11 protein-coding genes are annotated in these 12,709 nt (G+C 65.2%); 3 read left to right on the forward strand and 8 right to left on the reverse strand.

Features of this window, described 5'->3' with window-relative positions:
- Nucleotides 1–132 precede the first annotated feature (132 nt).
- The 5 genes from ACSKT0_RS19375 to ACSKT0_RS19395 form a co-directional block, all read right to left on the reverse strand.
- A complete protein-coding gene (locus ACSKT0_RS19375) occupies nucleotides 133–1,599 on the reverse strand; it encodes a sulfate adenylyltransferase subunit 1 (RefSeq protein ID WP_437771161.1) in 1,467 nt (488 codons plus the stop codon).
- Nucleotides 1,599–2,579 carry a sulfate adenylyltransferase subunit CysD gene (gene cysD, locus ACSKT0_RS19380; protein ID WP_437771162.1) on the reverse strand — a complete coding sequence of 327 codons (981 nt, stop codon included), beginning with the start codon at nucleotides 2,577–2,579 and terminating at the stop codon, nucleotides 1,599–1,601. The genes ACSKT0_RS19375 and cysD overlap by 1 nt, the downstream gene beginning before the upstream one ends.
- Entirely contained in the window at nucleotides 2,576–3,292 is a 717-nt protein-coding gene (locus tag ACSKT0_RS19385) for a phosphoadenylyl-sulfate reductase (protein ID WP_437771163.1), read from the reverse strand. Before ACSKT0_RS19385 ends, cysD begins: the two co-directional genes overlap by 4 nt.
- Nucleotides 3,289–5,034 carry a nitrite/sulfite reductase gene (locus tag ACSKT0_RS19390; RefSeq protein ID WP_437771164.1) on the reverse strand — a complete coding sequence of 582 codons (1,746 nt, stop codon included), beginning with the start codon at nucleotides 5,032–5,034 and terminating at the stop codon, nucleotides 3,289–3,291. The genes ACSKT0_RS19385 and ACSKT0_RS19390 overlap by 4 nt, the downstream gene beginning before the upstream one ends.
- A gap of 132 nt (nucleotides 5,035–5,166) precedes the next feature.
- On the reverse strand, nucleotides 5,167–5,865 hold the full coding sequence (locus ACSKT0_RS19395) for a sirohydrochlorin chelatase (RefSeq protein ID WP_437771165.1): 699 nt from the start codon (nucleotides 5,863–5,865) through the stop codon (nucleotides 5,167–5,169).
- 63 nt (nucleotides 5,866–5,928) lie between these two features.
- Between ACSKT0_RS19395 and ACSKT0_RS19400 the strand changes: the two genes are divergently transcribed.
- Nucleotides 5,929–6,600 (forward strand): trimeric intracellular cation channel family protein, encoded by a 672-nt coding sequence (locus ACSKT0_RS19400; protein WP_437771166.1) that lies wholly within the window; start codon nucleotides 5,929–5,931, stop codon nucleotides 6,598–6,600.
- A 13-nt stretch (nucleotides 6,601–6,613) separates the two neighbouring features.
- On the forward strand, nucleotides 6,614–7,039 hold the full coding sequence (locus ACSKT0_RS19405; RefSeq protein WP_234748940.1) for a hypothetical protein: 426 nt from the start codon (nucleotides 6,614–6,616) through the stop codon (nucleotides 7,037–7,039).
- 706 nt (nucleotides 7,040–7,745) lie between these two features.
- On the opposite strand, the gene ACSKT0_RS19410 is transcribed toward ACSKT0_RS19405, so the two are convergent.
- The 3 genes from ACSKT0_RS19410 to ACSKT0_RS19420 are packed head-to-tail and all read right to left on the reverse strand — an operon-like array spanning nucleotide 7,746 to nucleotide 11,016.
- The gene (locus ACSKT0_RS19410; RefSeq protein WP_437771167.1) at nucleotides 7,746–8,849 is read right to left on the reverse strand and encodes a polyprenyl synthetase family protein; all 1,104 of its coding nucleotides are present in this window, start codon (nucleotides 8,847–8,849) and stop codon (nucleotides 7,746–7,748) included.
- Nucleotides 8,850–8,858: 9 nt separating this feature from the next.
- Nucleotides 8,859–10,217: a geranylgeranyl reductase family protein gene (locus ACSKT0_RS19415; RefSeq protein ID WP_437771168.1), complete on the reverse strand. Its 1,359-nt coding sequence runs from the start codon at nucleotides 10,215–10,217 to the stop codon at nucleotides 8,859–8,861.
- A 22-nt stretch (nucleotides 10,218–10,239) separates the two neighbouring features.
- Nucleotides 10,240–11,016, reverse strand: a complete 777-nt coding sequence (locus ACSKT0_RS19420) for a demethylmenaquinone methyltransferase (RefSeq protein ID WP_437771169.1) — start codon at nucleotides 11,014–11,016, stop codon at nucleotides 10,240–10,242.
- A 126-nt stretch (nucleotides 11,017–11,142) separates the two neighbouring features.
- On the opposite strand from ACSKT0_RS19420, the gene ACSKT0_RS19425 reads away from it, so the two are divergent.
- On the forward strand, nucleotides 11,143–12,555 hold the full coding sequence (locus ACSKT0_RS19425; RefSeq protein WP_437771170.1) for an isochorismate synthase: 1,413 nt from the start codon (nucleotides 11,143–11,145) through the stop codon (nucleotides 12,553–12,555).
- Nucleotides 12,556–12,709: the final 154 nt, after the last annotated feature.

Here is a 12,709-nt window from a genome sequence, read left to right on the forward strand (position 1 = left end):
CCCGGGGTCACGCACGTTCATGCGGCGTCATAATTCGGCCGGCCCCAACGCAAAAAACCGCAGCTTGTTTCCCGTCCCGGACCTTGAAGTCGGGGTTTGGGAAACAAGCTGCGGTTCCAGTCACCGAGAACGTCAGATGACGTAACGTTCGTCCTCGTGGTCGCCCGGGTGGTCCTTCACCAGGCCGGCGGCCAGGGTGTTGCCGTCCACGGGGTCGATCACCAGGAACGCGCCCGTGCGGCGGTGGTGCAGATAGTTCTCCAAGGGCAAGGGCGCGGCCAGTCGAAGCTGGGCGTTGCCGATGTCGTTCAGCTCAAGGCTCGAGGCGGCCTCAACGTTGAACGTGGCCAAGTCGAGCTTGCCCGTTACATTGCGGACGAGTGCCTGGACGGTCCGGGTCCCGTGCTTCACGAGCACCTTGGCACCTTCGCGCAGCGGCTTGGGCGAAAGCCAGCACAGCGCCGCGTACAGGTCGGCCGAGCTCTCGCGCACCGTCCCTGCTGCGGCAATGGTGTCTCCGCGGGCGATGTCGATTTCATCGGCCAGGCGGATCGCCACCGACTGCGGAGCAGTAGCCTCAGCCAGCTCGCTGCCGGCGAAGTCGATCCCCGTCACGGTGGTGATGCGGGGCTCGTGGCCCGGGCTCAGGACGGTTACCTTGTCGCCAAGCTTCACGGTTCCTTCCGTGATCTGGCCGGCGTAGGCGCGGTAGTCGCGGTACGCTCCGACGTCGAGCCCTGCGGCGACGGCGTCGGGAGCCAGCGCGCCCTGCGGGCGGATGACCAGCTGGACCGGGAAGCGGAAGCTCTCCAGGTGGCTTTCAAGCTCGTCGGCGGCCGGAAGGGTTTCCAGGACCTCGAGCAGGGCCGGGCCGCTGTACCAAGGTGTGCGGTCCGAGCGGTCCACGACGTTGTCGCCGTCGAGCGCCGACACTGGGATGACTGCGACGTCGGCAATGCCGTCGCTGCCCAAGCCAAGCTCGCGGGCAACCTTCTGCACGTCCGTCTCGATCTCGCGGAAGACGGACTCGCTGAAGTCCACGAGGTCGATCTTGTTCACAGCGACGATCACGTGCGCCACGCGAAGCAACTGCAGCACTGACAGGTGGCGGCGGGTCTGCTCGAGGACTCCCTTACGGGCGTCAATGAGTACGACGACGGCGTCCGCAGTGGACGCGCCCGTCACCGTGTTCTTGGTGTACTGCACGTGGCCGGGGCAGTCCGCGAGGATGAAGCTGCGGCGGTCGGTGGCGAAGTAGCGGTAGGCGACATCGATCGTGATGCCCTGTTCCCGCTCGGCACGAAGACCGTCGGTCAGGAGGGCGAGGTCGATCGCTTGGCTGCCTGTTGCGCCGGCTCCGCCAAAGCCACGGTCCGCTGAGGTGCGGGCGACGGCGTCGAGCTGGTCGGCAAGGATCGCCTTGGAATCGTGCAGCAGGCGGCCCACCAGGGTGGACTTGCCGTCGTCGACAGATCCAGCCGTGGCGAAGCGGAACAGCGTCCCCACCGGCACCCTAACCTCGCTGCGCTCGGCCAGGGAACCCTGCCGGTGTGGGCCCGCGTTGGACTCGGTGATTGAGCTTGTGGAAATCGTGCTCATTAGAAGTAGCCGTCCTTCTTGCGGTCTTCCATGGCTGCCTCGGAGATGCGGTCATCTGCACGGGTGGCGCCACGTTCGGTGAGTGTGGATGCGGCAACTTCGACGACGACGTCGGCAACCGTGCGGGCGTCGGAAAGGACGGCGCCGGTGCAGGACATGTCGCCCACAGTGCGGTAGCGGACGAGCTTCGTGATGACTTCCTCGTGCGGTTTCGGCATGGAAACCTCGCCGACCGCGCGCCACATGCCGTCGCGTTCGTAAACCTCGCGCTCGTGGGCGTAGTACAGGCCGGGCAGCTCAATGCCTTCGCGTTCGATGTAACGCCACACGTCCAGCTCGGTCCAGTTGCTGATGGGGAACGCGCGGACGTGCTGGCCCACTGTGTGGCGGCCGTTGTACAGGTTCCACAATTCGGGGCGCTGGTTGCGGGGATCCCACTGGCCGAATTCGTCGCGCAGGCTTAGGATGCGTTCTTTGGCACGGGCCTTGTCCTCGTCGCGGCGGCCGCCCCCGAAAACGGCGTCGAACTTGTTGCGCTGGATGGCATCCAGCAGCGGCACGGTCTGCAGCGGGTTGCGGGTACCGTCGGCACGCTCGGCAAGTTCGCCACGGTCGATGAACTCCTGGACGGAGCCAACCACGAGCTTGAGGCCCAGACGCTCCACCGTGCGGTCACGGAAATCGATGACCTCGGGGAAGTTGTGGCCGGTGTCCACGTGCAGCACCGGGAACGGCACCTTGCCCGGCCAGAACGCCTTCGTGGCCAGGTGCAGCATCACCACGGAGTCCTTGCCGCCGGAGAACAGCAGCGCAGGCTTCTCGAACTCGGCAACAACCTCGCGGATGATGTGGATTGCCTCGGACTCCAACGTATCCAGGCTGGACAAGCGTGCGCGGGGTTCGAAGCTAGTCGGCGTCTCAGCAGCGTCGGTTTCCAGCACAGACAACTCCAGGTCCTCGTTGGTTGTGTAGATGCTCATACGTGTAGTCCGCATTCTGTCTTGTCGGTTCCTGCCCAGCGGCCGGAGCGGGGGTCCGCTCCCGGGGCCACTTTGCGGGTGCAGGGCTGGCATCCGATGGACGGGTAGCCCTGGCTCAGGAGGGGGTTGACGGGAAGGATGTTGTCTTCGGAGTACTGGACCAGCTGGTCAAAGCTCCAGTCGGCCATCGGGTTGACCTTGACCAGGCCATTGGTCTCGTCCCACGTGATCAGCGGGGTGTTGGTCCGGGTGGGGGCCTCGTCGCGGCGGACTCCGGTGAACCAGACTTCGTAGCCGGCGAGGGTCCGGCGCAGCGGCTGGACCTTTCGGAGCGCGCAGCACTGGGCGGCGTCGCGGGCAAACAGATCCTTGCCGAGAAGCCGGTCCTGCTGCTCCACAGTGTTTTCCGGGAGCACGTCCACGATGTTCACGCGCAGGTTCGCGGCGACCTCGTCCCGCGTGGCGTGGGTTTCCGGGAAGTGGTAGCCGGTCTCCAGGAAGAGGACGTCGACGCCGGGAAACTGGTCCGCGACGAGGGCCGGCAGCACGGCGTCGGCCATGGAGCAGGCGACGGCGACGGCGGGCAGTTCGAAGTTGCGGGCCACCCAGGCGATGACGTCGCGGGCGGGCGCGTTCCAGCCGAGCTCTGCGGCACCGGCTTCGGCGAGCGCTTTGAGTTCGTCGTGGGAGCGGAGCTCGGTTGTGGCGGTCACTGGAGATCTCCTTCATCTGCGGAGTGTGCCCATTCGGCGAAGGTCTGGCCTTCGGCGCGGTCGGCCACGAACTTCCGGACTACCCGCTCTACGTAATCGGGCAGGTCCTCGACGTAAACCTTGAGGCCGCGCACGGTGCGTCCGAGGCCTGCTTCTTCGCGGTCGGACGAAGCCAGCCCGCCGCCCAAGTGGACCTGGAAACCCGGGGTGGGGTCGCCGTCGGGCGTTGGCAGCATCATGCCCTTGAGCCCGATGTCCGCAGTCTGGATGCGGGCGCAGGAGTTGGGGCAGCCGTTGATGTGCAGGGACAGTGCCTGCGGCAACTGACCGCTGTCCGCGAGGTCGGCCATGCGGCGTTCCAGTTCAGCGACGGCGGTGGCTGCCGTGACCTTGGTTTCCACGATGGCGAGTTTGCAGAATTCGATGCCGGTGCAGGCGATGGTGCCGCGGCGGAACACGGACGGGCGGGCGGAGAGGCCCAGGGTGTCCAGATCGGCGACGAGCGGTTCCACTTGCTCTTTGGCGACGTCGAGCACAACAATCTTCTGGTGCGGAGTGGTGCGCAGGCGGAACGAGCCACGTGCCTCGAGGGTGTCCGCGAGCTTCACGAGCTGGCTGCCCGAGAGGCGACCAGCCAAGGGCGTGGCACCGATGAAGAACTTGCCGTCCTTCTGCTCGTGGATGCCGACGTGATCGCCCGGAGTTGAAGGCTTGGGCGCTGCGGGGCCGTCGGCAAGCTTGAAACCGAGGTATTCGTCCTCGAGGATCTGGCGGAACTTCTCGGGACCCCAGTCCGCAAGGAGGAACTTCAGGCGTGCCTTGGTCCGCATGCGGCGGTATCCGTAGTCGCGGAAGATGCTGGTGACGCCGAGCCATACTTCGGCGGCTTCCTCGGGCTTCACGAACGCACCGAGCCGCTTGGCGAGCATCGGGTTGGTGGAAAGCGCGCCGCCCACCCAGAGGTCATAGCCGACGCCGAGTTCGGGGTGGACCATGCCGACCAGGCCGAAGTCGTTGATCTCGTGGACAACGTCCTGCGAGGGGTGGCCGGTGATGGCGGTCTTGTATTTGCGCGGCAGGTTGGCGAGCTCGGGGTCGCCGATGAAGCGCTCTGCGAGTTCGTGGATCAGCGGCGTGGGGTCGATGATCTCGTCCTTGGCGATGCCGGCGACCGGGGAGCCAAGGATGACACGCGGGACGTCGCCGCAAGCCTCGGTGGTGGACAGGCCCACGGATTCGAGGCGGCGCCAGATTTCCGGCACGTCCTCCACGCGGATCCAGTGCAGCTGGATGTTCTGGCGGTCGGTCAGGTCGGCGCTGCCGCGGGCGAAGTCTACGGAGATCTGGCCGATGACGCGCAGCTGCTCGGTGGTGAGCGCACCGCCGTCGATCCTCACGCGGAGCATGAAGTACTTGTCCTCAAGCTCGTGCGGCTCAAGGGTGGCGGTCTTGCCGCCGTCGATGCCGGGCTTGCGCTGGGTGTACAGGCCCCACCAGCGGAAGCGACCGTGCAGGTCCGTGCCGTCGATCGAGTCGAAGCCGTGCTTGGAGTAGACAGACTCGATACGCTCGCGGACGTTGAGCCCGTTGTCTTCCTGCTTCCAGGTTTCGTTGGCGTTGAGCGGCGCGGTGCCGTCGACTTTCCACTGGCCGTGGGGTTTCGCGGCAGGACGGGCGGTGCGGGCCGGGCGCTTGGAGGCAGCCTCGTCCGCAGACGCTCCGGCTAGAGCTGTATCAGTCATGCATCGACTGTAGGGCTGGCCAGATTTCTCCAACAACGACGCAGAAACGAAGAGTCACCTAGGGAAATATTTCGTCACGAACCGCCGTCGGGCCTTGTTCACCTGGCCGCGCTGTGCATTCGAAAATCCCGCTTAAGCGCTCGCGGCAACCACTGCGTCGTAGCGTTCCAGGGCGATCTTCGCGAGCACCGGAGAAGGCAGCAGCGGTGCCGTCACGACGTCGGCCCCGGCCTTGGACAGCTGGTCGTGGAAGTAGCCCGTGGCCAGCAGATACGAGGACACCACCACCCGGCCACCGTCTTCGGTGACTTCGGCGCGCAAGGCCGCGACGCCGTCGGGCACGTTCGGTTCGGCACTGGCGCCATAGGCGACGCGCACCTTGTTGGGAAGCATCTCGGCGAGCTGGCGCGCCTGCTCTTCCGAATCGACGGAACCGTCCGGTAGCGATGAGCCCGCGGCGGCGAGCAGGACGCCGTCGTCGTCGCCCAGGCCCGAGTCGCGCAACCGTGCGGCAAGCAACTCTGCGAGCCGCGGATCCGGCCCCAGCGGCGGCGCCGCGGACACCTCCGGGCGGGACTTGATCGCCTTGGGGATGTCCACCTTGACGTGGTAGCCGGTACTGAGCAGCAAAGGAACGACGACGGCGGGCGTGCCTTCCGGGAGTGCGGCCACCACGCCGCCCAACTCGGGCTCCTGGACGTCCACGTAGGCCTCGACAACGGTCAGGCCGGGCCGGAGCGCCTCAATCTCGGCCATGACCTGGCGGATAGCGGCTTGCCCTTCGACGTTCCGGGTTCCGTGGGCGCACGCGATCAAGACGGGGCTGTTCATGCGTGCAAGCGTAACGTTGGGCGAGCATGATCGCCCGTCTGTGAACGAAGAATGGAGCTGCATTTGTTCACTTTTGACCTTGCGCTGGTATGGCTGGATCTGGCCGGCGTCTTCTTTTTCGCCGTGTCCGGATCCTTACTCGCGGCCAAGAAACAGTTCGACATCATCGGCTCGCTGCTATTGGCTTCGCTGGTTTCCCTGGGCGGCGGTGTCATCCGCGACATCGTCATCAACACCGGCCCACCCGCCGCGTTCACCAATCCGGTCTATCTCGTGCCGCCCCTGTTGGCCGCAGTGTTGGTGTACTTCCTGTTTTCGAGCATCCAGCGCTTCACGTCCCTCTTGACCCTGTTCGACGCCGGCGGGCTGGCTTTGTTCTGCATCACCGGGACACTCAAAGCACTGGCCGCCGGGATGAATCCGGTGGCTGCAATCCTCCTGGGCGTCACCACTGCCGTGGGCGGCGGCTTGCTTCGCGACATCACGGCCAACGAAATTCCCACCCTCTTCAATGCCCGGGACCTGTACGCCCTGCCGGCCTTCACGGGAGCCGCCCTGACCGCACTCCTCTGGAACATCGGAGCCTTCAACGGTGTGACGGCCGGGGTCATTGCCGCCTGGGTTTTCGCCTTCCGGGTGGTGGCTTGGCGTTGGGGTTGGCGGGTGCCTTTGGCGGTCCGGGGATGGCACCGCGCCGGGGTCTCCCCGGGCGCCGAATCACGTGGCCGCGATTAGCTAGGATGGGAGCATGACTGACATGTTCCTCGAGAAGTTCCGCGCGCTTGTACCGAAGTATCTCGAGGACGAATGGCAGGAAGAAGATGGGCTGTCCGCCGCTGAGCTGGACGAGGCCCTGTCCGCCCACACGTTCACCATTCCCATGGTGCTGCGCGAGTTCTACCTCGCCCTCGGTGGCTGCGAGGACCTCATGGAGGCCTACCACTACTTCTGGGACCCCGAAGAGCTCGAAGTGGACGACGAAGGCTTCCTCATGTTCCTCGAGGACGAAGAAGAGCAGTTCACCTGGGGCTTCCGGGTAGGCGACCTCGGCGTCCCCGATCCGATCGTGTGGCGCCGCAACAACGCCCGCGGCCAGTGGAAATCCGAAGAAGGCACCTTCTCCGAGTTCGTGTTCGACATGTTCGACTGGGCTTTCAGCGACGAAGAAGACTGAGGGTTTTTGGGGGGAGCCGGAGCTTTCTCCAAGAAGTCCACAATGCCGATTCCGGGCAATTCGACCTGCGTCTCGGTGTGGATTCCTGCCTGCCGGAAAAGTATCCGCGCCACGACCTCGATCGGAGAGTCTGCCGAATCGTCGACAAGTGGGAGCACCTTTCGGGCCGCCCCGTTCCGCTTGCCCGGTACCCTCTCCCGGAGGTAATCAAGGTTGGTCCGGGGCTCATGCAAAACCCAGATGCCATGGTGCCGGGCCCCGGATGCGCAGGCGAGCAGGCCGTTTGCGCTGAGGGCTGCGACGATGTCCTCCCGGGCGACGGGCAAGGCCAGCACGCCCCAGCGTCGCCGCACGATCTCGCCTCCAGCAACCGCTGTTCGGATGGCACGGTCGGAGAAGCCAGCAAAGGTGGGGAGATTACGACGCCAAATTCCCAACAAACTCCAGAAAACCCTTTGACCGGGAAAGTTGCACCCATGACAAAGTTGTCATAAGCTGTAACCGGATTCACTAAATGCCTCCGGTGGGTCTGATGCGAACGGAGATTATGGTCCCGGTTCGTTGCAGCGCGTGACTCGTAGCGTTGCAAGGAACCGGGGCCATTGCATTTAAGCCCGGCCCCACCCAACTAGCTCGCAATTGTTGTCGTTATGAGCGCTCAAAACGACAACAACTGCGAGCTAGTTGGGTCTACGGGGCAACCAAACTAGCTGGCGCGCTCCACAACGGCGTGGGCGAAGTTCGTGAGCGACTCCTTGACCACGCCTTCGGGCAACGGCTTCAAGGCTTCGATGGCTTCAGCGGACCACTGACGGGCAATCACCCAGGATTCGGCAGTGACGGGGTGCTCGCGCAGCCCGGCGACGACGAGGGCCAGGGCTTCATCCGAGGTCAAATCGCCATCGACCAGCTTCAAGAGTTCGACGGCGGAGTGGTCGCCGTTGTCTGCAGCCTTGCGGAGCAGGAGTACCGGCAGAGTGGGAACGCCTTCGCGGAGGTCTGTCCCCGGGGACTTGCCGGACTTGACCTTGACGCCCGTGACGTCGATGACGTCGTCGGCCAGTTGGAAGGCCACGCCAACCTTCTCGCCGTACTCCACCAGCACGTCTTCGAAGGCTTCGTCAGCACCGGCGAAGATGGCACCGAGCTGGCCCGAGGCCGCAACCAAGGAGCCGGTCTTGTCGGCGATGACGGAGAGGTAGTGCTCCACGGCGTCCTCGCCTTCACGCGGGCCCACGGTTTCGTGCAGCTGCCCGAGGCACAAACGTTCGAAGGTGCGGGCCTGGATTCCCAAGGCACGCGACCCGAGTTCGGACACCAGGATCGAGGCGCGGGCAAAGATCAGGTCGCCCGTGAGGATGGCCACCGAGTTGCCCCAGACTTCGTGGGCCGTGGGGGCTCCGCGGCGGTAGGGCGCCGAGTCCATCACGTCGTCGTGATAGAGGGTGGCCAGGTGGGTCAGTTCAACAACGACGGCGGCCTGGACCACTTCCGGACGGGACGCGTCGCCGAGGTGGGCGCACAGGAGGGTCAACAACGGGCGGATGCGCTTGCCGCCGGCTTCCACCAAGTGACGCGACGTTGCGTCAGCCAAGGGATCCGAGTTGGCAATTGCTTCGCGGAGCTTCTTTTCCACGCGGGCAAGGTTCGTAGTGATGGCAGGACCCAACTCCACGTCCTTGGCGATAGCCGCAAAACCGGCAGGAAGCTGCAGGCCAGTGGCGATCGCCGTAGTGGTGGGAGCGGGTTCGACAGCGTCCGGCAAGCCGTGCCCGGCATGCGTCCAACTGTGTTCGGCAGAGTGAGTCACGGGTTAACCCTAACTTTTCGCGGAGGAAAGCGTTGATTCGGTGCCGACGCGGGTGGAAGCGGCGGTGGATGTGGTGTTGGACGTGGCCGGAACCAGCATCTCGAGGACGCGGATGGCGCGGTCCTCGAAACCCTTGGCGGACGCATCGGTGAGGTTGGCGAGCATCCGCACCACGAAGCGCATCAGCACCGGAATGGGCATGCCCGTCCGTAGCGCGAGTTTCATGACGGCGGGCTTACCGATGAGGGCGGCAAAGACCCTGCCCAGGGTGAAGTGTGAACCCCATTGGTCCCGCACGTAGTCCGCGTACCGCGAAAGGTGCGCGTCGGCGGCTCTGGAAGCCTCCGTCCCGGATCCCCATCCCGCTGAACGCGAACGCGAGCTGGCGTCGATAATGAACTCGGCGGCAAAGCGGGCGGACTCCATGGCGTAGGAAATGCCCTCGCCGTTGAACGGGGAAACCATGCCGCCGGCGTCGCCCAGGAGCATGAGCCCCGGCGAGTAGTGCGGGGTACGGTTGAAGCCCATGGGCAGGGCGGCCCCGCGGATCTCGCCAACTTGGTTTTCGGGTGTGAAGCCCCACTCGGACGGCATGCCGGCGGTCCATTCGCGCAGGACCTGTTTGTAGTCGAGCTTGCCGAATTCCTTGGAGGAGTTCAGGATCCCGAGGCCAACGTTGGACGTGCCGTCGCCGACGCCGAAAACCCAACCGTAGCCGGGCAGCGGCTTGCCGGACTTGCCAGGGAGCTCGAGCCAGCCTTCCATCCAATCGTCGTCGTGGCGCGGCGAGGTGAAGTAGGTGCGGACGGCGACGCCGAGCGGGCGGTCGTCGCGCTTGTGCATGCCAAGCGAAACGGCGGTGCGGGTGGAGTTGCCGTCTGCGGCGAGCACGACGTCGGCATGGAAGTCGCGCGTTTCGCCCGTCTTGCGTCCGGAGTCGTCGAGCAGGGCGGCGCGGGCGCCGATCACCCGCCCGGCGTCGTCACGGAGCGCTTCGGTGACGCTGTGGCGTTCAAGCACGACGGCGCCCGCCGACTGGGCGTGCCTGGCCAGCTCCTCGTCGAACCCGAGGCGCGTACGGATGAGTCCGTACGTGGGAAAATCGGCGACCTCGGGCCACGGCAATTCAATGGTGCGGCCGCCGGCGATGAGCCTGAGCCCTTTGTTCCGGCGCCACCCCTCGTCCTCGGCGTGCGGGAGGCCGAGCTTCTGGATTTCGCGGACCGCGCGGGGAGTGAGGCCGTCGCCGCAGACCTTCTCACGCGGGAAAGCGGTCTTTTCCAGAACCGTCACGGAAATGCCCGCCTGGGCAAGGTAGTACGCGGCGGTGGACCCGGCTGGCCCTGCGCCGACTATCAGTACGTTCACAGCGTCCTTGTTAATGGGCCGGTTAGCGGGACTGATCGCCGGCTTGGCGCCGCGGCTTGATCTGGCGGCGCAGCTTGGCCAGGGGAACGCTTTCCCGGTGTTCGGCTCCGGGCTTCTGGGCGCGGTGCACCGCGACGATGCCGCCGCTCAGGTTGCGGTAGTTGACGTCGGTCCAACCGGCTTCCTGCAGCCACGCGGCCAGGTGGTCCTGGTCCGGCCAGGCGCGGATGGACTCGGCGAGGTACACGTAGGCGTCCGGGTTGGAGGAGACCTTGGTGGCGATGGCGGGCAGTGCACGCATGAGGTATTCGGTGTACATGGTCCGCCAGAGGGGGACCACGGGGGCCGAGAATTCGGCGATAACCAGGCGTCCGCCCGGCTTGGTGACGCGGAACATCTCCGCGAGGGCCTTGTGTGGTTCGTTGACGTTGCGCAGGCCAAAGGAAATGGTGCACGCGTCGAAGGAGTTGTCCGCGAAGGGCAGCTTGGTGGCGTCCCCGGCAACGAAATTGATGTCGGGGCGGCGGCGCTTGCCGACCTTCAGCATCCCGAGCGAGAAGTCGCAGGCCACAACGTCCACTCCGGCGTCGGCGTACGGTTCGCTGGATGTGCCGGTACCGGCAGCGAGATCCAGGACCTTTTGGCCTACCCGAACATCCATCGCATCCACGACGACGCGGCGCCAACGCCGGGTCTGCCCCATGGACAGGACATCGTTGACGACATCGTATTTGGGGGCGACATCGTCAAACATCGTCGCAACTTCGTCCGGACGCTTTTCCAAGGATGCTCGGTTCACCCTGCAATTGTCTCAGACAAATATGGGAAGAACTTTCGGGGCGCTCTGGTCCGGCGCCGGTCCGGCCCGGGTTCCCGCTCCGGCCAGCACGGCTACCGTTGCCCGCGGGAGTAATGTTGTTCCATCATGACCAGTACGCTCCGCACCTTGACAGTCCCCCTCGATGTTGATTCATCCTCCGGGGGACTGCCGTCATTTCTGGTCCGGGACGACGTCCTGTGCTGGTCCCGCCGCGAGAACGGACTGGTGGGCTTTGGCGAACTCGCGCGATTCACCGCTTCCGGGCCCGATCGCTTTCTCGAGGGCGACATCTGGTGGCGCCACCTCGTCATCGAGGCCGACGTCACGGATCCCCTTGAGCTCCCCGGCACTGGCCCTGTCGCCTTTGGCTCCTTTGCTTTCTCCAAGACGTCCGACTTCGAGTCCCGCTTGATCCTTCCGGAAATTGTTGTCGGGATCCGGGATGGGCAGTCATGGCTCACCCAGTTGACGCTCGACGACGTCGAACTCACCGAGGCGGGCGCCCTGGCCGCCCTGGCGGGCTGGCTCGGCGGCGAGTCGGAGGAACGCGAGTCAGCGGCCGGTGAGCTCACGGCGGCGGCAGGCTCCGGCGTCGGGCACCCAACTAACTCGCAGTTGTTGTCGTTTAGAAGCCCCAAAACGACAACAAATGCGAGCCAGTTGGGTGACGGGAAGGTGACACTCGAGAGCGGCTCGCTGAGCGAAACCGCCTGGAAGCAGGCCGTGGCCGACGGCGTCGCGGAAATCCGGACCGGAAAGCTGGAGAAGCTGGTCCTGGCGCGCGACGTCGTGGCGACACTGCCCGACGGCGTCAACGCCGCCAACGTCCTGCGGCAGCTGGCCAGCCGTTACCGCGAATGCTGGACATACGGCGTCGACGGCTTGGTGGGAGCGACGCCGGAAATGCTCATCCAGGTGGAGGGCCGCACTGCACAAGCGCGGGTCCTGGCCGGCACGCTGGACCGTCGCGACGCCGAAGGAATGGGCGGCTCCCCCATGGAATACGCCGAACGCGTGCTGGCCGGTTCCGAAAAACAGCGGCACGAGCACGAGATCGCCATCCAATCGCTCACCACGCAGCTCGCACCCTTCTCCGAAGCCATGAACGCCCACAGCGAACCGTTCATCCTGGAACTGCCCAATGTGTGGCACCTGGCATCGGACGTGAAGGCCGAGCTCGCCGATATTGAGGGACATGTCCCTACATGCCTGGCCCTGATCAACGCGCTCCACCCCACCGCCGCCGTGTGCGGCACGCCTACTTTGATTGCCGGGGAACTGATCCGGGAGCTTGAGCACATGGATCGGGGGCCCTACGCCGGACCGGTCGGGTGGCTCGACGCCGCAGGCAACGGCGAGTGGGGCATCGCACTGCGCGGCGCGATCATCGAAAGTCCCACCACCGTGCGCCTCTATGCGGGCTGCGGGATCGTTGAAGGCTCGGTTCCCGACGCCGAGCTGGCCGAGACCTGGGCCAAGTTCCGGCCGATGCTCGAGTCGCTGGGGATTAGCAACTAAGCCCCCAAACCCGAGGATTCCGTTCGAAACCTACCCTCCCAACTGTCTGGGGTGCGAGACAATAGCCACGTTGGGGGGCTTGATTTTTTGCTTGGTAGGTTATCCAATAGTAAAACTTAGTTTTCTGTGACGCACATCTCATGTTCGGCGCTAC

This window comes from Arthrobacter sp. KNU40 (genome assembly GCF_051515115.1).
In the GTDB taxonomy this organism is placed as follows: domain Bacteria; phylum Actinomycetota; class Actinomycetes; order Actinomycetales; family Micrococcaceae; genus Arthrobacter.

What these genes read in the sequence shown, in the direction of transcription:
- cysD (WP_437771162.1), bottom strand. Translation starts at nt 2,579, where the DNA reads ATGAGCATCTACACAACCAACGAGGACCTGGAGTTGTCTGTGCTGGAA.
- ACSKT0_RS19375 (WP_437771161.1), bottom strand. Translation starts at nt 1,599, where the DNA reads ATGAGCACGATTTCCACAAGCTCAATCACCGAGTCCAACGCGGGCCCA.
- ACSKT0_RS19405 (WP_234748940.1), top strand. Translation starts at nt 6,614, where the DNA reads ATGACTGACATGTTCCTCGAGAAGTTCCGCGCGCTTGTACCGAAGTAT.
- ACSKT0_RS19390 (WP_437771164.1), bottom strand. Translation starts at nt 5,034, where the DNA reads ATGACTGATACAGCTCTAGCCGGAGCGTCTGCGGACGAGGCTGCCTCC.
- ACSKT0_RS19425 (WP_437771170.1), top strand. Translation starts at nt 11,143, where the DNA reads ATGACCAGTACGCTCCGCACCTTGACAGTCCCCCTCGATGTTGATTCA.
- ACSKT0_RS19395 (WP_437771165.1), bottom strand. Translation starts at nt 5,865, where the DNA reads ATGAACAGCCCCGTCTTGATCGCGTGCGCCCACGGAACCCGGAACGTC.